Origin of the sequence: Morganella sp. Je.2.23, from assembly GCF_051129855.1 — a bacterium.
In the GTDB taxonomy this organism is placed as follows: Bacteria; Pseudomonadota; Gammaproteobacteria; order Enterobacterales; family Enterobacteriaceae; genus Morganella; species Morganella sibonii.
Map to the genome: position 1 here is coordinate 1,189,959 of NZ_JBCPSQ010000001.1, position 20,042 is coordinate 1,210,000.

The 20,042-nt window shown below is 51.0% G+C and carries 21 protein-coding genes; 12 read left to right on the forward strand and 9 right to left on the reverse strand.

The features are described 5' to 3' along the window. Positions 1 to 7: 7 nt before the first annotated feature. Together AAZR23_RS05745 and AAZR23_RS05750 are read right to left on the reverse strand one after the other, a co-directional pair. Entirely contained in the window at positions 8 to 748 is a 741-nt protein-coding gene (locus AAZR23_RS05745) for an ABC transporter ATP-binding protein (protein WP_434691183.1), read from the reverse strand. Position 749: 1 nt separating this feature from the next. Next, positions 750 to 1,817, reverse strand: coding sequence for a FecCD family ABC transporter permease (locus AAZR23_RS05750; protein WP_230061260.1), 1,068 nt, complete (start codon positions 1,815 to 1,817; stop codon positions 750 to 752). A gap of 439 nt (positions 1,818 to 2,256) precedes the next feature. On the opposite strand from AAZR23_RS05750, the gene AAZR23_RS05755 reads away from it, so the two are divergent. From AAZR23_RS05755 to AAZR23_RS05765, 3 genes are all read left to right on the forward strand, one after another. Next, complete coding sequence (locus AAZR23_RS05755) at positions 2,257 to 2,964, forward strand: GNAT family N-acetyltransferase (RefSeq protein ID WP_107680293.1); 708 nt, start codon at positions 2,257 to 2,259, stop codon at positions 2,962 to 2,964. Further along, entirely contained in the window at positions 2,961 to 3,383 is a 423-nt protein-coding gene (locus tag AAZR23_RS05760; protein ID WP_054425746.1) for a MerR family transcriptional regulator, read from the forward strand. The genes AAZR23_RS05755 and AAZR23_RS05760 overlap by 4 nt, the downstream gene beginning before the upstream one ends. Positions 3,384 to 3,474: 91 nt before the next feature. Continuing rightward, on the forward strand, positions 3,475 to 4,662 hold the full coding sequence (locus AAZR23_RS05765; protein ID WP_434691187.1) for an MFS transporter: 1,188 nt from the start codon (positions 3,475 to 3,477) through the stop codon (positions 4,660 to 4,662). A 42-nt stretch (positions 4,663 to 4,704) separates the two neighbouring features. Here AAZR23_RS05765 and AAZR23_RS05770 read toward each other — a convergent pair whose 3' ends face one another. Together AAZR23_RS05770 and AAZR23_RS05775 are read right to left on the reverse strand one after the other, a co-directional pair. Continuing rightward, the gene (locus AAZR23_RS05770) at positions 4,705 to 6,012 is read right to left on the reverse strand and encodes a hypothetical protein (RefSeq protein ID WP_434691190.1); all 1,308 of its coding nucleotides are present in this window, start codon (positions 6,010 to 6,012) and stop codon (positions 4,705 to 4,707) included. Further along, the gene (locus AAZR23_RS05775) at positions 6,012 to 7,277 is read right to left on the reverse strand and encodes a hypothetical protein (protein ID WP_434691192.1); all 1,266 of its coding nucleotides are present in this window, start codon (positions 7,275 to 7,277) and stop codon (positions 6,012 to 6,014) included. Before AAZR23_RS05775 ends, AAZR23_RS05770 begins: the two co-directional genes overlap by 1 nt. Before the next feature lie 163 nt (positions 7,278 to 7,440). On the opposite strand from AAZR23_RS05775, the gene AAZR23_RS05780 reads away from it, so the two are divergent. Both AAZR23_RS05780 and AAZR23_RS05785 read left to right on the forward strand, forming a co-directional pair. Further along, entirely contained in the window at positions 7,441 to 8,208 is a 768-nt protein-coding gene (locus AAZR23_RS05780; protein ID WP_054425751.1) for a class I SAM-dependent methyltransferase, read from the forward strand. Continuing rightward, positions 8,208 to 8,978 (forward strand): class I SAM-dependent methyltransferase, encoded by a 771-nt coding sequence (locus AAZR23_RS05785; protein ID WP_349416559.1) that lies wholly within the window; start codon positions 8,208 to 8,210, stop codon positions 8,976 to 8,978. The genes AAZR23_RS05780 and AAZR23_RS05785 overlap by 1 nt, the downstream gene beginning before the upstream one ends. On the opposite strand, the gene AAZR23_RS05790 is transcribed toward AAZR23_RS05785, so the two are convergent. Next, positions 8,960 to 9,514, reverse strand: a complete 555-nt coding sequence (locus AAZR23_RS05790) for a dihydrofolate reductase family protein (RefSeq protein WP_434691195.1) — start codon at positions 9,512 to 9,514, stop codon at positions 8,960 to 8,962. The two genes, AAZR23_RS05785 and AAZR23_RS05790, sit on opposite strands and share 19 nt — an antisense overlap. 162 nt (positions 9,515 to 9,676) lie before the next feature. Here AAZR23_RS05790 and AAZR23_RS05795 point away from each other — a divergent pair, with 162 nt between their 5' ends. Genes AAZR23_RS05795 through AAZR23_RS05805 form a run of 3 tightly spaced genes read left to right on the forward strand, consistent with a single transcriptional unit; the run spans position 9,677 to position 11,637 of the window. Further along, positions 9,677 to 10,564, forward strand: a complete 888-nt coding sequence (locus AAZR23_RS05795; protein ID WP_434691198.1) for an SDR family oxidoreductase — start codon at positions 9,677 to 9,679, stop codon at positions 10,562 to 10,564. Between the two features lie 12 nt (positions 10,565 to 10,576). After that, positions 10,577 to 11,155, forward strand: coding sequence for a TetR/AcrR family transcriptional regulator (locus tag AAZR23_RS05800; RefSeq protein ID WP_218426115.1), 579 nt, complete (start codon positions 10,577 to 10,579; stop codon positions 11,153 to 11,155). After that, positions 11,152 to 11,637 carry a GNAT family N-acetyltransferase gene (locus AAZR23_RS05805; RefSeq protein ID WP_166707848.1) on the forward strand — a complete coding sequence of 162 codons (486 nt, stop codon included), beginning with the start codon at positions 11,152 to 11,154 and terminating at the stop codon, positions 11,635 to 11,637. The genes AAZR23_RS05800 and AAZR23_RS05805 overlap by 4 nt, the downstream gene beginning before the upstream one ends. A 1-nt stretch (position 11,638) precedes the next feature. Here AAZR23_RS05805 and AAZR23_RS05810 read toward each other — a convergent pair whose 3' ends face one another. Next, entirely contained in the window at positions 11,639 to 12,229 is a 591-nt protein-coding gene (locus AAZR23_RS05810; RefSeq protein ID WP_434691202.1) for a TetR/AcrR family transcriptional regulator, read from the reverse strand. A gap of 80 nt (positions 12,230 to 12,309) precedes the next feature. Between AAZR23_RS05810 and AAZR23_RS05815 the strand changes: the two genes are divergently transcribed. From AAZR23_RS05815 to AAZR23_RS05830, 4 genes are all read left to right on the forward strand, one after another. Beyond that, positions 12,310 to 13,008 carry a GNAT family N-acetyltransferase gene (locus AAZR23_RS05815; protein ID WP_434691205.1) on the forward strand — a complete coding sequence of 233 codons (699 nt, stop codon included), beginning with the start codon at positions 12,310 to 12,312 and terminating at the stop codon, positions 13,006 to 13,008. A gap of 10 nt (positions 13,009 to 13,018) precedes the next feature. Then, positions 13,019 to 14,065 carry an agmatine deiminase family protein gene (locus AAZR23_RS05820; protein WP_434691208.1) on the forward strand — a complete coding sequence of 349 codons (1,047 nt, stop codon included), beginning with the start codon at positions 13,019 to 13,021 and terminating at the stop codon, positions 14,063 to 14,065. Further along, complete coding sequence (locus tag AAZR23_RS05825; RefSeq protein ID WP_434691211.1) at positions 14,052 to 15,095, forward strand: GNAT family N-acetyltransferase; 1,044 nt, start codon at positions 14,052 to 14,054, stop codon at positions 15,093 to 15,095. Before AAZR23_RS05820 ends, AAZR23_RS05825 begins: the two co-directional genes overlap by 14 nt. 298 nt (positions 15,096 to 15,393) lie before the next feature. After that, on the forward strand, positions 15,394 to 17,127 hold the full coding sequence (locus AAZR23_RS05830) for an ABC-F family ATP-binding cassette domain-containing protein (protein WP_434691214.1): 1,734 nt from the start codon (positions 15,394 to 15,396) through the stop codon (positions 17,125 to 17,127). Between the two features lie 53 nt (positions 17,128 to 17,180). On the opposite strand, the gene AAZR23_RS05835 is transcribed toward AAZR23_RS05830, so the two are convergent. Genes AAZR23_RS05835 through alkB form a run of 3 tightly spaced genes read right to left on the reverse strand, consistent with a single transcriptional unit; the run spans position 17,181 to position 19,939 of the window. Beyond that, positions 17,181 to 18,194: a hypothetical protein gene (locus AAZR23_RS05835; protein ID WP_434691216.1), complete on the reverse strand. Its 1,014-nt coding sequence runs from the start codon at positions 18,192 to 18,194 to the stop codon at positions 17,181 to 17,183. A gap of 14 nt (positions 18,195 to 18,208) precedes the next feature. Continuing rightward, positions 18,209 to 19,291, reverse strand: a complete 1,083-nt coding sequence (gene ada, locus AAZR23_RS05840) for a bifunctional DNA-binding transcriptional regulator/O6-methylguanine-DNA methyltransferase Ada (RefSeq protein WP_434691219.1) — start codon at positions 19,289 to 19,291, stop codon at positions 18,209 to 18,211. Between the two features lie 12 nt (positions 19,292 to 19,303). Continuing rightward, a complete protein-coding gene (alkB, locus tag AAZR23_RS05845; protein ID WP_434691222.1) occupies positions 19,304 to 19,939 on the reverse strand; it encodes a DNA oxidative demethylase AlkB in 636 nt (211 codons plus the stop codon). Positions 19,940 to 20,042: the final 103 nt, after the last annotated feature.

Here is a 20,042-nt window from a genome sequence, read left to right on the forward strand (position 1 = left end):
ATCCGGATTATAAAAATATAGCGACACGATCGTCGACCGGTAATACCGTAAATTCCACACCAAATACATCGAGAAGGCACTCCCGGGTTAATACTTCCGCCGGTGTACCCTGAGCATAAATCTGACCTTCATTCATCAGGATCAGATACTGACAGTATTTTGCAGACAAATTAATATCGTGAATGGTCATTATCACAGTGGATTCTGATGCAGCCAGTGCTTTCATCACTTCCACTTTATAGCGGATATCCAGATGGTTGGTCGGTTCATCCAGAATCATAATATCGGTTTCCTGGGAAAAACATTTCGCCAGCATCACCCGTTGTTTTTCACCGCCGGATAGTGCGTGATACTCTTTATTTTTCATTTTTTGCAGACCAAACAATGTCATATAATTGTCTGCAATCACAAAATCCCGGTCGCTGTAATCCGCATAATGTTTTTTATACGGCATCCGCCCCATCACCACGATTTCTTCAATGGTCAGTTTGCCTTCCACCTGATCATTAAACTGCGTCAGTACCGAGATATTGCGTGCAAGTGATTTGATGGAAAATTGAGCGTTATCGGTATTATCAAAGAAAACAGTTCCCCGTGTTTTAATATCCCGGTAAATATGTCTCAGTAAGGTTGTTTTTCCGGAACCGTTGGGCCCGACAATACCAATCACTCTTTTTCCGGAAAATGATAAATTAATATCTTTCAGTATCCCGTTATAACTCAGGTCAGTAATATCAACAGTGCTCACGTTACCGGCTCCTGTTCGCTTTGATAATGATATACACAAACAGCGGCGCACCAATCAGTGAGGTCAGAATGCCGACCGGGATCTCCTCCGGTTTAAACCAGCTGCGGGAAATGGTGTCAATAACCACCAGAAATGCACCACCGACCAGACAGGAATAGAGTGATAATTTAAAATGCTTTACAGAGATTGTATTACGGACAATATGCGGAATAATAAGGCCGATAAAAGCGATGACGCCAACATTAGCAACAATAATAGACACCACAAATGATGATAAAATAATCACTCCCAGCTTGATAGCACCCACATTCACGCCTAATTGGGCTGATGCATCCGCACCCAGTAATAACGTATCAAGCACATTACTGAATAACAGACAAAAAATTAATACTGCAATCAATGCCACCAGCGGCAGCGGAATATAAGACCATTTAATACCGGAAAAACTGCCCAGCATCCAGAACATGGCGCTTTTAACCTGACTTTCATTTTTGGATAAATAAATAATGGCGGTAGTAATAGCAGAGAATAAACTGGAAATACCAATCCCTATCAGTACAAGATTGGTCATGTTACTCTTTTTAAAATTAAATAAGACAATAATAGCGGTAGATATCAATCCGCCTGCAAATGCCCCGATATACACATTGTAAGGCGACATAAAGGCAAATAATCCGAGCACAATGGCTGATACCGCCCCGGCGCTGGCACCGGAGGAAACCCCGAGAATATACGGGTCAGCCAGCTCATTACGGGTTATCGTCTGCATCAGTATTCCCACCAGCGACAGGGATGCACCGGTAATCGCCACAAGGATAATCCGGGGCAGACGGATATTATAAATGATGGTTTCATACGGCAGCAGGTCATCACTGTTTATACTGCCGGTAATAATGCTGATGACTGTATTCAGTTTCTGGTGAAATTCCATATTCACACTGCCATAGAACAGTGAAAAAAACATAGCGCCAAGCAATACAGACAGGCAGATAAAAAATTGTGACACATTCCGGAAATTCAGCTTTTCTTTACGCCGAACGGTTGTTGCGCTGGCTATATCACTCATCATGGTTAACCTGTATTTCATCAGGTCAGAGACTGTTAACGCATTTACTAAAATATTACATTATGATAACGAAATATTGCAGTAATCTGCCGCTGTGTCTCTGCTGTTATTAATTAATCCGATTATAGCGAAGAACCCGGCGTGATAATGTACTCCCCCAGAGTATATTGCGTGAAATAATCCGTAAATATTCATATTTAATGATCTGTATCTGATTAATACAGAATAGAACACGGGTGTATTTCCGGTGTTTTTATTTATCTGAACAAGACTATTTTACCGCATCAACATGATTTTGCCGGGTAACATCAATGCATAAACCGCATTCATCTGTTTACGTGTATCTGAAGTGGTTCTCTTAAATTTAAAAAAACCGGCTCTTTTCTCATCCCGTTCAGCATATTACAGTACAGGAAAGCAAAACAGCGCGGAGAAACAATCAATGAGTCAGATAAACACATTCGGACAAACTGTCGGTGATATCGTCCCGGACTGGAACGGCCGTCCTTACCCTGCCCGTATCAGTGCGGAAGGCCGCCACTGCCGGATAGACCCGCTCAGTCCTGCACATGCGGATGACCTTTACCGGGCATTTTCACTCGCACCGGACGGACGTCACTGGACCTGGCTGCCGGATGAACCGCCGCAGGATGCAGCGGAGTACCGCGCCCGCATTGAAAAAAATGCACAATCCTCAGATCCGCTGTTTTTCACCATCACGGATAAACAGACCGGCAAGGCCGTTGGTGTCTTTTCCCTGATGCGGACAGATGAGAAAAACGGTGTTACCGAAGTCGGTCATGTACATTTTTCCCCGCTGCTCAGCGGTACGGTGATGTCCACAGAAGCCCACTGGCTGCTGATGAAATATGTATTTGATACCCTCGGTTACCGCCGTTATGAGTGGAAATGTGACAGCCTCAACGCCCCTTCCCGTCATGCGGCACTCCGCCTGGGTTTTCAGTATGAAGGCTGTTTCCGCCAGGCCAGAGTCGTCAAAGGCCGCACCCGTGATACCGAATGGTTCTCCGTCATTGACAGCGAATGGCCGGTTGTTAACCGGGCGATGGAACAGTGGCTGTCAGCGGATAATTTTACGCCGGACGGCAAACAAATCCGCTCTCTGGCGTCACTGCGTGATGCATTATGAAAATGATTGATATCGGCCGCGTCGCAGAGCTGACCGGCCTGACAACCGCCACTATCCGCTATTATGAAAGCAAGGGGCTGATCACGCCCGCCGGGCGCAAGGGACTGACCCGTATTTATGATGAAGAAGTGCTGACGCGGTTATCGCTGATCATTCTCGCCAGACAGGGGCATTTTTCACTGGATGAAATTGCCGTGATGCTCAGTGAACTGCCGTCAAAAGGTATTGAGAGGACGGCAATCCAGGCAAAAATCACTGAAATTGACCAGAAAATCCGTGAATTACAGAATCTGAAACAGGGGCTGCTGCATATTGAACAGTGCCCGGCGGAAAATCATCTGGCCTGTCCGAAGTTCCGCAAAATCCTGAGTGTCAGCCTGAAAAAAAACAGAAACAAAACGGTGAAAAAACCCGCTTGACTTAAAGTCAGCTTGAAGTTGTATCATCCGGCATACTGATTTCCGTCTGATGTCATTATTCATTTTTTATATTGAATAATAAGGAATTATTATGCCACGTTCTGTTTATTGGCTCTCAGCCGCCTTAGCGCTGTTTACCACCGGGAATGCTCTGGTGCTCTCCGTTGCCGTCCTTATCGGGGCACAGCTGGCAGACGATCCGGCGCATGCCACGATCCCGCTGCTGGCGCAATATATCGGACTGATTTCTGCCTCAGTACCGATGGCTCACTTTATGATGCGCTTCGGCCGCCGCGCCGGGTTTATTCTCGGCAATACCGGGGGGCTGACCGGTGCATTACTGGCGATTGCCGGTATTTATACACACAACATGCTGCTGTTTTCTGCGGGGACTTTTTTTACCGGCATTGCCATCGGCACTGCCCAGCAATACCGTTTTGCCGCGCTGGAGGAAGCGCCTGCCGCGTTGCGGGCAAAAGCGATTGGTGTGGTGATGAGCGGCGGGATTATTGCCGTACTCGTCGGCCCGTCACTGGCAATGTCCACCCGGGCACTGGTGGCGGCTTATCCGTTTCTCGGTACTTTCGGGGCACTGACCGCCATTTATATCATGGCCTTTGTGCTGCTGACATTCTTACCGCTGAAAGCTCAGCTTCCCGCTCAGGCAGGTAATACCACGGCAAACCGGCCGTACCGGCAGTTATATTCCCAGCCGCTGCTGATCCTGATCGCGGTGGTCAGTGGTGCCGGATATGCATTAGTGGTGTATATGGTCGGCGCGTTTCCGCTGGCAATGAAAGCACAGGGATTTGAATTCCCGGCAATCGCCTTTGTATTTCAGTGTCACATTCTGGGGATGTTTGCGCCCTCTTTCTTTACCGGTCAGTTAATCAGCCGCCTCGGGGTAAAATGTTTTGTCTGGCTGGGCGTGATTTGTCTGTTAATCAGTAATGCAGTCAGCCTGACCGGCAACAGTTATGCCCATTTCCTGATTGCCATGACATCTCTGGGACTGGCCTGGAACTTCATTCTGATCAGCACCACGCATCTGCTTCCCCGCACTTATACCGGTAATGAACGGGCAAAAATCCAGGGCGCGACCGATTTTCTTATCTTCAGTTTCGGCGCTCTCGGCAGTTTACTGGCAGGATTCGCTTTTTATTATGCGGGCTGGTACTCCGTGAATGTTGCGGGGCTGGCAACCGGAATTGTGATTCTGGTGGTGATGTTTTTACTGCGCCGCAGTATGAATGAATCCCCGGCGGAAAATACAGCCTGACGATTGCTCCGCCGCTGTCGTTACAAACAGCGGCGGATGTGTTTACTGCACAGGTGAGGTGGCATACTCCAGTCCGTCACGGTTTCCTTTCGGGGTACTGCTGTAATTACCGTCAGGAAAATAAAACAGGCGGTTGTGCCATTTATCAAATAACGCGGTTTCCCCGTATGCTTTCGTGAGTGCCGCTGCGGTATTCCAGTTCTGCCCGCCATCATCCGATACCCGGGTGTCTGAATGTAACTCAGCTATAAGTAAATCAGTGCCGGCATACAAACCGGAAATATAACTGCCGCCGGTTTCCAGAACCGGCGAATAATCCCCGTTACAATTCAGATGATTCACACTCTGACGCCTGCGCTCTTTTTCTGTCAGTGTGAAATAAAACTCACCACCGGTTGTGCTGTCCAGTGCACCTATCTCCCCCGGGATAAGCAGGTCAGACTCCGTTTTCAGTGTCCGGATATTAAAGCAAACCAGGGCAACATTTTCCGGGTCGTTTCTTTCATCCGCCATCCATGCCGCGACCTGCCCGTTACCGTTATAGTGCCAGTAAATGCTTTTCAGGCTGACATACCGTTGCCCGTAACGGTCGGTGGTTCTTTTTTTGCGGTGGTTCATACTGAACAACAGGCGCCAGTTTTGTCCGTAATCACGGGTCTGATACAGTGTGTTGTTCTGAACCATAAGTCCGCTGCCCGGCGCGGTAACGGCGATAATCTTTGCATCACCCGCGACTTCCGGCATCTGCCACTGCGATAACCAGCGCCAGTTCTGACCACCATCCCCGGAATAGAAAACATAATTTTTGTACGATCCGTAATCCTGAAACAGGATCAGGCACCGCCCCTGCTTATCACAGGCCTGGCTTTCTGCCCGTCCCATAAACATGGCACTGACCCGTAAATCGCCATCCTGCTCCGTCATAATATAGGTGACCGGCACCAGCGGTCTGCTGCCGTAGACTTCACTGCGTCTCAGTTCATAGGTCTGTTTTTCCAGATAATCACTGATCGCTTTTTTATCCGGCGATATTTTCAGGTTCAGCAGCGGAATGTCCGTGTCTTTTGCCGGATCAAAACCCACATTTTTACTGTGGCGGCACGTGCGGGTTTCCCTGTCACAGCTCTCCAAATCAACCCGCATGGCATCTCTGACGCCGGTTATCATCACCCCGTTCTGAAAAGAGCTGATGACCCGTGAGGATAATTTTACCGTCTCTTTTTCCGGCTGATAGCTGCGGAGGCGTTTTCTGTCCGGTGCTGAAAAAAACGTATCTGAAAACATCAGCATCAGTGACGTTATAAACACAATGGCCAGAAGCGTAATCCGGGTGCGTCCGTCTGCAAACATCAGTTAATTTCCTGTACAACTGTGTTTTTGCCGTTCCGGATTCTGAGCTGTATCAGCATCTGCCTGACAAAAACAAAACGGGCCGCTCCTGCTGAATTTTTCCGCACAAGCAGCGTCACCACTTCAACCAGCAGCAGAATTCCGCTGATAATCATCATAAACATCAGTGCCATACCACCCAGTGATTTTGCGGCATGCAGCCAGTCCCATTTATCCGGGGTGCCTTTAATACTCCACAGATCATTGAATATAAAAATCATCATCAGCAGCATCATCACCAGAAAAATACCGGTAAACACCTTATACATCAGTTTCACCTGCTGTGAGGATATCGCCATGCCGTCCGGTTTAAGGTAAGCACTGTGATCACGTTCATTATAAAGACCGGTAATGACACCTTTCTGCTGATTGACAATCAGATTGACAGGATCATCCGCGGCAATAAAAAACGGATGGCTGCGGAAAAACAGCGGATTGATATCTTCTGTCATTGAGCTGTAATAGTTACGCAGTGTGAACGGAACGCCGCTGCACAAAAAATAATATTCAATATAGTCGCGGCGGGATTTACCGCTGCCGGTAAAATCGCGGACAGAACGGAGATCGGTAACGGTTCCCTGCACGCCGGCCAGTGTCAGGTTTTCCGCATGGCGGTAATCTTCCGGGCGGACCGAATCCAGTTCGTTGAAACGTTTTTCATCCCCCGGCTTCCGGTGCCGTGTGCTTTTCGTTGTGCCGGGCAGCAGATATTCAGCCTGAGAACATATACCGGTATTGCCCGCTTTAATCTGTGTCAGGCCGTTGAGCAGATGCTTCATGGTTCTGCTGTTGGTCACCAGCAGTGCCTGAACTGACGATGCCAGCATCCATAATCCAGCGCCGAAAACGAGCATCAGTATCAGCGCGGCAATCACACCCGAAAGTTGTGTGAAAAACAGCCAGACAGATAAAATGACCATCGCCAGGGAAAGTGCCAGTTTTTTCAGGTTACGCAAGTTACCGGTGCCCTCAGTCACCGGTTCCAGATTACCGTGCTCCGGCGATACCAGCCAGTGCAGCCAGTAACTGCCGTCTGCCAGCGGACGGGCGCCGATAAAGACCCGGTCCCCCTCCTGCAATTTTTTCAGCACGGCTTTGTCACTGAACTGAGAAGCACAGGTATAAAACACGTAGTCACCCGCCAGGATACGGCGGTAATTATGTTCCGGTTTAGCGTTGTGATCCTGCCGGACAAAGGGAAGATCAAAAAAACAGACTTTTTTCATAAACAGAAAATACACCCGGTAATAACAGATAAATTAACCTGAGTTTATCTTTTCAGCGTATATCAGGGAACCTTACAGGCCACACTTCATCAGAACGGCAAGTTTTTAAGGTATTTCTCAGTGTTTCAGGTTAGTGTCGGAGTGAAAATGCTAAGGAGAAACGATGTCTGAATTCCGTCATGCAAAAAATAATGTTTATGATGATCCTGTTTTCTTTGAAAACTATCGCCTTCTGCGTCAGAACGATACCGGTCTGAATGGTATTCTGGAAGTACCTGCGCTGCGCGCGTTACTTCCCTGTCTGAAGCATAAACAGGTGCTTGACCTTGGCAGTGGCTTCGGCGATTTTGCCCGTTATGCCAGACAAGGCGGTGCGGCATCCGTTACCGGCATAGAGTTGTCGGAAAAAATGTTTACGGAAGCGCAAAAACTGACAAATGATCCGCATATCCGCTACCTGCACGGTTCAATGACCTGTTTACCTGCTGCGCTGAAAAATTTTGATATTATTGTTTCTTCTCTGGCCATTCATTACATTGCTGACTTCACTGCACTGGCAAACGACATATATACACGGTTGCAGCCCGGCGGATATTTTGTTTTCTCTGTGGAGCATCCGATGTGTACTGCTTTTGCTTCCTCATATCAAAAAGATGAACATGGCCGGTTTGTCTGTATGCCGGTGGATAATTATCAGGATGAATCCCGCCGTCTGACACACTGGTTTGTGGACGATGTGGTGAAATATCACCGGACAGTGCAAAGCTATGTCACTGCACTGCTGGATGCAGGGTTTGAACTCCGCGCCTTACAGGAACCGAAAATTCCGCAGAAGTGGCTGGACGTTCGTCCCGAAACAGACATATTTAACCGTTATGCGCCGTTTTTATTGCTCAGCGCCCGCAAACCCGGCGCAAGGACAAATAATTAATGACCACACCATACGATGACCCGCTTTACCGCGATCCTGAACTGGCGCAATTTTATGATATGGACAATGAGTGGCGGGCCGATTTTGATATGTATCTCACCCGGGCGGCCACTGCAGGGCGGATTTTGGATCTGGGTTGCGGTACCGGCACACTGATGGCAGCCATTGCGGAAAAATATCCGCATAAGATCCTGACCGGGGCTGACCCGGCGGCTGCCATGCTGGCCATCGCACAGAAAAAAACTGACCACGTCAGCTGGTTGCAGGCATCTGCGGAAACACTGGATACCGGCATGACTTATGATCTGATTATCTTATCCGGTCATGCATTCCAGGTTTTTTTGTCCCGTGAACAGCGTATTGCCGCTTTGCAGAATATACAGCGCCATTTAAGCCGGGACGGTATTGTACTGTTTGACAGCCGCAATCCGGCCACGGAGGAGTGGCGGGAATGGATTCCGGAACTGAGCCGGGAAGTTCAGCGCAGTGATAAATTCGGTGACGTGATATCCTGGAATGATGTGTCAGAGCACAACGGTGTTGTCCGTTATCAGACTTTTTATCAGATCGGTGAGAATGGCCGGATTTACCGCGCGGAATCGGATATTACTTTCCCTTCCGCCGCTGAAATTACAGAAGCCGTGACATTCAGCGGGCTGATGGTTCGTCATATTTACGGTGACCACCGTTTCAGCCCGTTCAGTCCGGATTCCCGTGAAATGGTGTTTGAACTGGGGCACCCGCAGTGTAATCAGGCTTGTGCAGCCTGATCCCGCCGGCGGTACCAGGTATTTTTCACCATATAATTAAAATACTGTTCTGTACTGATATGAACAAACTGCAGCGGCGACGGCAGAGAACCAAATAACGGCGTGCCGCCGCCCAGCAGTACCGGGACTGTGGTGATCACCATTTCATCGATAAGATCCGCAGCCAGGCACTGCTGGGCCGCAGTTCCGCCGTCAATATACAGGTTGTGATACCCGGCACGGTGAATACCGGCCAGCACAGCATCAATCTCCCCCTGTACCGGATATACTGCTTTACCCGCCAGTTTTTCCGGTAATTCCGTCATTGTGCGGGACAGCACGAAAACCGGTTTATCATATGGCCACTCACCATCAAACGCACAGACGGTATCAAACGTTTTCCGCCCCATCACCACGGCATCAACCCGCTGCATAAACGCAGAAAATCCCATATCGTCCTGCTCCGGATTCGGCACGGCAAACAGCCAGTCCAGCTTATCCTGTGCATCGGCAATATAGCCGTCCAGGCTGGTGGCAATATAAATAATATGACGCATAGCTGATTCCTTAATGGCGGATTAACAGGAGAGTGTATTATTGTGCTTTGCATTAATTCTACACTGTAGAATATGTTTACACAGCTTAGCGGGCTGATATGGTTAACGTCAACCGGCAAAAACAAAATACGATTAAAAAATCATTAAAAACAGGCGGAAGATATGATCGGACAAACAGCTGCGGCAAAACAAACGGTACTGGTCACCGGGGCAACCGGTCAGGTGGGAACGCTGCTGATACAGTGCCTGCGCGAACGCGGAAATGTGAATATTATTTTGGCTGCCCGTGAACCGCAAAAGCTTGCAGACAGCGGCCTGCCGGTACGTTATTTTGATTATGATGATCCGGCATCACTGTTGCCGGCACTGCACGGTGTGGATACGGTTTTTATGATGACCGGTTATACCCTCGCCATGCTGGAACAGAGCAAAATCTTTATCGATGAGGCGCGTAAATCCGGTGTCCGCCACATTGTTCACCTCGGTGCCTGCGGCGATGATAATACCCGTGTGGCCCACTGGGCGTGGCATCAGCTGATCGAACGTTATATTGAATGGGCAGGATTTGATTATACGCATCTGCGTCCTGAGTCCTATATGCAGAATTTACTGGGTTATCAGGGTGATAATCAGCATCCGGCTGGTGTACTGAGTGATTATTTCGGTAATGCCACGCTGAGCTGGGTATCCTGCGAGGATGTGGCGGAAGTGGCTGCCGCCTGTTTATCTGCTCCCGCAGAGCACCGCAACCGAGTGTACCGACTGGGTTATGATGCCAAAAACTATCATGAAATTGCCGCGATCATCAGCGAAATCACCGGTATTGATTACCGGTATGAGGCATTATCACCGGAGGTGTTTCGTGAATTTGTACTGAAACAGGGGCTTGATCCGGCTTATATGAAAAGTATTTATGATCATTATATCGCCTTCAGTGAATTCCGGATTCCGGGCACCGGAACCACCTTTGATAATTTTACAGCCATTACCGGAAAAAAACCGATGTCCGTAACCGATTTTATCCGTAAATACCGGCACCGTTTCCGCTGACAGAGGCAACACATGACATCTTCCCGATTACCACCCTGCGGACGACCCGCTCACCGGGGCAGCAAACTGACCGCAGAAAATATTCTGTCTGAAGCCGGAAAATTATTACAGGAACAGGGAAAAGTACCTTCGATCCGTGCGCTTGCCGCACAATTACAGGTCGATCCGATGGCGATTTATTATTACTTCCGTAATAAACAGCAGTTGCTGGAATCTCTCGCCACCGCACTGGTGGACGACATTTATCAGCCATCAGGACAGGCGCCGGTACAGCAGGAGCTTCAGCGGCTGGCAGAAAGTTATCTGCATCTGCTCTATATTTACAGTGATCTGCTGGATATTCTGCTGTCGCTGAACAGTGATGGTCCGTCGGGCTGTTTCCGTCAGCGCTACCTGCGTATTATTGCCCCCTGCGGGCTGAGTGAAACACGACAGACTGCTGTTTTGCATCTGCTGGCAGATGCACTGCATGGTCATACGGTGGCAATCCGCCGGACAGATTATACGTTTGAACAGAGCCGGGAGCTGTTTCAGCCGGTACTGGCCTTAATTACCGAACTTATCGGACACCCCGGAGTATCATCATCATGAATATCCGCCCTGTTACCGGCCTGCCCGGTGATTTACCGCTGCTGGAAAGCATTGCTCAGATTTTACATCAGGAATGGCAGGAACTGCCGCAGTGGCAGACACCGGAGATTATCCTGGCACGTCTGATTAAACGGGCGAACGGTGATAACGGCGAAATGCTGTTTGCCGCCACAGATAAAAACGGCGCGCTGTCGGGCACAGCCAGCCTGATCTGGCGGGAACTGAAAACCTGCCGGATGGCCAATGCAGACTGGTGGGCGGGAGAGATTTACACCCTGCCCGCCGCCCGCGGACAAGGTCTCGGCAGCGCGCTGACACAGGCGGTATTTGCCGCCGCCGGAGAGCGCCATCTGGCGGCACTGAATCTCTATACGCCGGATAAACAGGCCATGTATGCCCGGATGGGCTGGCAGGCCATGTATGATGATGTGATCAGTGACGAACTTGTCACGGTTATGCAGCGGCAGGTCAGAGAAGAATGACTCAGGGCTTCAGTGCTTTTCTCAGCAACACCCGCAGCCCGCTGAGAAATACCGCCCTGCTGAATTCCGGCTCCATCAGTTCCCGCCCCAGTGTACCGTCCGCCATAACCAGCAGCCAGGATGCGGTTTGTGCCGGATTCAGTTGTGAATCAATTTCACCGGCGGCGATACCGCGTTGCAGCACATCACAGAATTTTGCGTGCAGCCGCTGTTCATTCGCGACAAATGCCGTATTCAGATCCGGATTACGGCTCGCCTCGGTGATGATTTCCAGGCTGAGGCGGGTATAACCCGGCTCACTGTACAACATAATCAATGCCGTTATCATTTTTTCAATAATATCGACCGCATGCCCCTGCTCATCACCGATGTTCAGAATCACCTTGTGGTCATCCTCATCCAGTTCTGCGATGGCCTCAATAATGGCGTATTTATTCGGGTAGTAATGGAACAGGTTCCCGGGACTCATTCCGGCGGCTTTACAAATCTCTGCCGTCGACGTGGAATGAAAACCTTTTGCGATAAAACAATGCATTGCAGCGTCAAGGATCTGACGGCGTTTACGCTGCTGCTTTTCCGTTAATTTTTCCATAAGGAAGTGTCTCCGAAAAACCGGATAATAGAAATTAGACTGATTACTCTATCTATTATAATACCACATTTACAGTACCCATGATGATGACAACCATAACAAAAAACAGTACCGCTGATGCGGATCAGAACGACCTGGTGACTGAATATCCGGATGAAACCGGGCTGGTGACTGAATATCTGGATGAAACCGGGCTGGAGCCTGCTGCCGCTCTGTTCTATCAGGCATTTTCGTCCAAATTCAAAACAATCCGCAACATGCCGGAAGCGCAGCGTCAGGCCGTGCTGGCGATGTTCTGGCAGCGCGGGCTCAGTGATCCGTACGACCGCCATTTTCAGGTAAAACGCAACGGTAAGCTGGTTGCTGCCTACGGGCTGACTTACGGTGTTAAACATCCGCCCGAAAATGCTCCGGCACCGGTTTCTTCTCTGGCGATTCTGCGCAAAGCCGGTTTTATCCCTTTTTTGAAAATCCGCCGGATTTTTCAGATGTTTGTCCATATTCCGGCAGCGGATACTGCCTATTTATCTTATCTGTGTGTGGACGAATCACTGCGCGGCACGGGGATCGGCAATCAGATTCTGGATGAGATCACCACTCAATTACGGGCGGATCCGGCCATTACCCGGTTATCACTGTATGTTTCTGATTTAAACACAAAAGCCAGAGAGTTGTATCTGCGCCGTGGTTTTCAGGACGTGAAATACGAAACCTCGCACACCACAAAACGCTATATGGATATTTACGGCTGGTATTACATGGCCTTACCGATAATATAATGGGTTAATTATGTTTATTATGCCTTCTGAACACTTACCGCACGCCGCGACCTGGATGGCGTTCGGTGCAGACGCGTCCATCTGGTCTGCCTCTTTAGCGGAAAAAGTCTGCCGTAATCAGGCGGTGCTTGCGCTGACAATTGCCCGCTTTGAGCCGGTGAATCTGCTGGTTACCCGCAAAAATAAAAAAGCAGCACAACAACTGATGGGTGACGCTGTCACTTATATTGAGTGCCCGCTCGATGATATCTGGCTGCGCGACAGTGGCGCAAACTTTGTGTATGACACCGCAACAAAACGCCCTGCTGCCGTCAGTTTTAATTTTAACGGCTGGGGCAAAAAACAGCCTGTAAAACGGGATGCCGGGGTCGCTGCGGTGATGGCGGAATACACCGGATTGCCGCTTCATATCAGCCCGCTGACACTGGAGGGCGGAGCCATTGAGGTTAACGGAAGCGGTACCGGTATTTTTACCCGCAGTGCCATTCTCAATGATAACCGCAATCCGGGTGTCAGCCGTCAGCAGACGGAACAGTGGTTGTCGCACGATCTCGGACTGAAAACCATTATCTGGCTGAATGGTATCCGTAATCATGATATTACTGATGCACATATTGATTTTTATGCCCGGTTTGTCAGTGAAAAATCACTGGTTATCGCGATGGAAAACAATCCGCAGTCATTTGAGTATGAAGTCACCCGCGATCACGCCGCTTCTCTGTATGCCGTGAAGCAACATACTAATCTGATTGATGAGATTCATATCCTCAGTAATCCGCTCACCACACGGGTTGACCGGATGAAATCACCTTATTTTGCTGTCGGTTACATCAATTATTACCCCTGCAACGGCGGTATTATTGTGCCGGAGTTCGGTGACAGCGCCGCAGATGAGCAGGCTGCACAATTACTGGCAGCACTCTATCCCGGACGGGTTGTGGTTCAGGTGAACATTGATGCAATTGCGTCCGGCGGCGGCGGTATCCACTGTGTGACCATGCAGCAGCCGGATTTTACTTCCTTTAATACAGACGGACGGACACATGACATCAGTTAGCTGGCAGACAGCCGCCCTGCACGACCTCTCCCCGCAGACACTCTACCGCCTGCTGGCGCTGCGCAGCGCGGTATTTGTGGTTGAACAGACCTGCTGTTATCTCGATCCGGACGGTGCCGACCTCACGGCACTGCACGTTTGGGCGGAACAGGACGGAGAGATCATGGCCTGCTGCCGTATTCTGCCGCCGGAACACAGTACGGCACCGGCAGCTATCGGCCGTGTGGTCATTAATCCGTTATTTCGCGGGCAGAAGCTGGGCTATCCGCTGATGGATGCCGCCGTTCAGGCGGTATACCGGCATTTCGGGACACGGCAAATTAATATCAGTGCCCAGGCGCATCTGACCGCATTCTATAAAAAATGCGGCTTTACCGTCTGTTCTGATGTTTATTATGAGGACGGTATCCCGCATTGTGATATGTTCCGCCCGGCACTGCTGCTGTCAGCGCAGGAACGGCGGGATGTCATGATATTTGCGGACAGTGACCCGGATGAAAATCCGCTGGTTACCGGAAAACCCCGCACAGTGGTGATTACTGTCAGTGAATATGATCCCGCCTGGCCCGCTGTTTATGCGCAGGAAAAGCAACGAATTCTGGATGTGCTCGGTGATAAAGCGTTACACATTGAACATGTCGGCTCGACGGCAGTTCCCGGACTGGCGGCCAAACCGGTGATTGATATCGATTTGATTGTTGCTGACCCGGCTGATGAAACTGACTGGCTTCCTGCGCTGATTGCAGACGGCTATGAACACACCGTCCGTGAGCCTTCATGGTATCAGCACCGGATGCTGAAACGGGATAATCCGCAAATCAATCTGCATGTGTTTGCCCCGCGCTGCCCGGAGCATCTGCGCCATATTCTGTTCCGCGACTGGCTGATAACCCATCCGGACGACCGGGCTGACTATGCACAAAGCAAAATGGCGGCAAAAGACGGCGTCAGCATCACAATGGATTATAACCGGAAAAAACACGACACCGTGCAGCAGATTTATGCCCGGTTGTTTGCGGCATTACCTTAAACAATATGCGGAACTTAAGGCAGCTTAAGCTCCGCCGTTGTCTGCCATTCATCCGCAATGGTATGATGGATGCATCCGTAAACTCAGAGAATAAATAAGGAGGCTAATTATGGTGTTAAGTTATGTGATTAAATTCTCACATTTCTTTGGTAATCGTCAGAACTCAGGCTTTTCTGTTAACGCTGTGCGTTAATCCTGCCTGAGTGAAGCTTTACTGAATTTAACATCCTTCCTCAGCTTACAGGGTTATCGCGTTTTATGACCCATGGCATTGTTATGCCTGAAATTTGAGTAAGCTATGAGCACATTATTATCAACCCGTAATCTGTCATTCCATCCCGGTCACACTCCGCTGTTAACCGATATTTCTGTCGCCCTGAATCAGGGGGAGAAAATCGGTCTGATTGGTCATAACGGCTGCGGAAAAAGTACCCTGATGAAACTGTTGTCCGGCCAGCTGACGCCGGATGAAGGGACGATTACCCCGGCAAACCGCGTCGTTATGGCCTATATCGAGCAGCATCTGCCGGAATCACTGAATACCCTGTCACTGGCGGATGCTGTGCTGGAGAAATTACCGGCGGAACAGCATCTGTCCGAAATGTGGCGGGCAGAAATGCTGCTGACAGAGATGGGGTTTGATCCCGCACAGTGGCAGTTACCGGTCACCGCGCTGAGCGGCGGCCAGCATACCCGGCTGTTACTGGCCAGGGCGCTGATCAGCCAGCCTGATTTATTATTGCTGGATGAACCGAGTAACCATCTGGATCTGCCGACCATTCTGTGGCTGGAGCAGTTCCTGAAAAACTGGCGCGGCAGCTTTATCCTGGTTTCTCACGATAACGCCCTGCTGGATCACGTCACCAACTGCACCTGGGTGCTGCGGGACGGTAACGTTTCGGTGTTTCGTCTGCCCTGCACACTGGCGCGGGAAGCTCTGGCGCAACAGGATGAAAGCGATGAGCACCGCCACAACGCGCAGCAGAAAGAGATCGACCGCATTGCAGTGAGTGCCAAACGACTGGCGATATGGGGAAAAGTGTATGATAACGAAGCGCTTTCCCGCAAAGCCAAACAGATGGAAAAGCAGATAGACCGGTTGCAGGATGACCAGGTTGAGCTGGCTATCGGCAGTCAGTGGCAACTGAAACTGACCGGAGATGCTTTACGGGCCGACCGGCTGTGTGCCTTTAATCAGTTATCTGTCGTTCCGGCAGAGAACTGTCCGCCATTGTATGTGACAGACAATGTGTCGGTGAAATCCGGTGATCGCATTGCGGTCATGGGAGCGAACGGTACCGGGAAATCCTCACTGCTGCGGATGATCTGGTCACAGTCTCAGAAACCGGAGGCCACACTGCCGGACAGCCCGCTGGTGCTGCATCCCCGTGTGCATTTGGGGTATTACGACCAGAAACTGGCGCAATTGAATGACAGTGATTCGCTGACGGATGCACTGAAGCCATTCGCGTCACTGATTGATGAGCAGCGGAAAATGGCGCTGATCAGCGCCGGTTTCCCGTATCTGCGCCATCAGCAGGCGGTTTCAGCACTGAGCGGCGGTGAACGGGCACGGCTGTTGTTTGTCGGACTGAGTCTGGCCAATTATTCCCTGCTGATGCTGGATGAACCGACCAACCACCTGGATATGGACGGAAAACTGGCGCTGGCGGAGGAAATCAGCCGGTTTGAGGGCGGATTGATTCTGGTCAGCCACGACCGGGAACTGATCGAAAAAAGCTGTAACCGTTTCTGGTATATCGATGGTAACCGGCTGACGGAATACCACGATTTGGATCAGGTCTATGATGCTATCCGCGCCCTGAATACGGATTTCGTCAACAGTGCATTACCGGCAGCTCCTGAGCCGTCAGTCCCTGTCTGTGATGAAGAGGATTCACTGGCGGCGCTGATTTCACTGGAGGAAAAACTGGCGGCAGATTTACAGCGTAAACCTGCACATCAGAAACCGGCGCTGCAACAGCAGTGGCGCGAACAGATTGCGCAACTGCGGGATGAACTGGGGCTGTAACACAGCCATAATAAACGCAGGCCGTTACGTTTTTTGTAACGGCCTTTTTTGATTTATTTTTTCAGCCCGCCCGCTTCCAGCCAGCCTTCCGTGACTTTGCCGGTCGCCGGGTGAATATAACGGCCATGAACAAACCCCTGATACGGCTGTGGCCGGTCGACCCAGACCGCATCATCTTTCACCACATAATCCGCGGCGTTTGTGCTGCATTTTTTATCCGGTGCATCATAAAAGCGCAGGCGTTTTTGTGTCACACTGTATTTATATGAGGAAGGCTTATTGTTTTTCAGGCCCGCCTGATACTGTTTATCCGCTTTTTCGGTGGCCGCACCGCACAGATCGTCCTGTGATTCCAGCCGGTTAACATTAATCCAGCCCTGCGTATTACCGTAAGCCACCAGCAGCCAGCTTTCTTTTTCCCCTTTCACCGGTTCGGTTGCCCGCAAGCCGGTAACCTGAAGTACGTTCCCCGGCACCACAAACGTATTATCATCACGGCACTGTTGCGCCGGTGCAGCATGGAAGTATGCCCGTCCCTTACCGGTGACACGCCATTCCGGCGACATCGCAATAAACGGTGTCAGCCGGAGTGTACTGAGGATCTGCTGACACGTTTTCTCTTTTTTCAGACAAGATTGCAGCTGCTCTCCCTGTACAGCACTGAATGTCAGCGGGACAGGATGTTCAATATCCGCCCCTGTCGCCGTCAGGGTATTGTCTTTAATATTGTAAGTTACCCAGCCCAGCTGCCCGGCGCCCGGTGACGCCGGCGAGGGTTTTTGCCGTGTATCAGAGAGCTGAATAGCCAGCTCATTAATATCCCTGTTTTCAACATAAATCCCCAGCCTGTCAGCGGTGACCTTTTCCGCACGGACAAGCGCGTGATTACTGCCCGCAATCAGCTTTATCAGTTCCCGGTCACAGTCAAACAGCGGGCCGGAAGCTGATGCCGCAACGGTTCCGTCTTCGTCTGCGGTGACTTCAGCCGTTGCAGGTGCCGCGGCGGCGATCACCGGCAGGGCGGCAAAAAATAAACTGTTCCGTAATGCTGTTATGCGAAAACGCATCCGTATTCCTTCTTTTAACCAATTTCCTGCTGCAATGCCTCGCGCTGCAACAGATGTTTTTTCCGTTCGATCCCCCAGCGGTAACCCGCGAGTTCCCCGCCGGTCCGCACCACCCGGTGGCACGGGATCGCCACGGCCAGACAGTTTGCCGCACAGGCACCGGCGACCGCTCTGACGGCTTTCGGGGAACCGATCCGCTCCGCAATCTCCCGGTAACTGACCGTCGTTCCGGCCGGAATGGACTGCAATGCCTGCCAGACACGGCGCTGGAATGCGGTTCCCCGGATATCCAGCGGCAGATCCAGCCCGGAGGACGGTGCTTCCACAAATCCGATGACCCGTGAAACAACCTGTTCAAACTGTGCGTCACCGCCGACCAGTTCCGCGTTGGGAAACTGATCCTCTAAATCCCGTAACAGCGCTTCCGCATCATCCCCCAGCAGAATGGCGCAAATGCCTTTTTCACTCTGTGCCACCAGGATATCCCCCAGCGCACAGATGGCAAGTGCAAAGAAAATTCGTGTCCCTTTGCCGCCTGCGCGCCAGCTTTTAGGGGTCATGCCGAGCAGTGTACCCGATGATTCATAAAACCGGCTGCCGGAACTGAAGCCTGATTCGGCGATTGCTCCGGTGATTGTCGGCTGTTTTATCAGTTGCTCCCGCAGTTTTTCCCCGCGATACGCTTTTGCCCACGCCGCCGGTGTCAGTCCGGTGTGTGACCGGAAAATGCGGTGAAAATGAAACTGACTCACACCGCACAGTGCGGCCAGTTCCGGCAGTGACGGCAGAGGATCACCGTTGTCGATTCGTGTTTCCAGTTCGCGGCAGGCCAGCACCACCTGATCCGCATGGCGCTGTGTCATGGCATCACCGCTGCGCTGACAGCGTTTTCCGGCGCGGTAACCGTGAGCCTCCGCTTCTGCCGGGGTGGCGAAAAATTCGGTATTTTCCCGTTTCGGCAGGCGCACAACCGTTGACGGAAATCCCCATGTCTGTGTGGTTTTTACCGCATACACAAACAACGGGTCCGCGGTTTTATCCCTGGCGGCCAGGGCTGCCCAGCACGCATCGTCTGACAGTCTTGTCTGTTTTGTCATCCTGTTTCTCCGTTACCGCGCACAGCGGAAAGTCAGATTAAACCGCCGGGCGCCCGCAAGCGGATGCACCCCGGCTCTTACCGGACGGACAGCATGGTAATTCAGACGGGAACGGCCGCCCCACACCAGCACATCACCGTGCTCAAGCGCGAAAGTCTTCAGAGGATGATGCCGTTCACTGCCGCCGAACTGAAACTGCACCGGCAGCCCGAGTGAAAATGACACAATCGGCTGACGGCGATCCGGCTCGTCCCTGTCCTGATGCAGAGACATGCCGGTACCCGGCGTGTAACAGTTAATCAGACAACTGTCCGGTAAGAATCCCCGGAATCCTGCCCGTTCAGCCGCCTGCTGTGACAGTGACAAAAACGCATCAGGCAGCGGCGGCCAGGGATTGCCGGTCAGCGGATCGGTCTGAGAATAGCGGTAACCTTTGGCATCAGAAACCCAGCCGTATGTACCGCAGCTGCTCATCGCGGCAGACATCCGGTATCCGCCGGGCGTCTGCATATGGCGGAACGGCGAAATGGCGGTCAGACGGCTGATTTCCGCCAGCAGCATCTTATCCCCGTCACTGAGAAAACCTTTCAGCAGATACGCATCGGGTGCCACGGCAAGCGGTTCATCGTGAGCAAAGAGATCTGACATAACGCCTCCGTCCTGTTTCCTGTGTCTTTCCGGTGATGACAGTATTGCAGGCCGGATACAGACAAACACTCCGGCTCTTGCTTTTCAATTCTGAGGCTCAGTA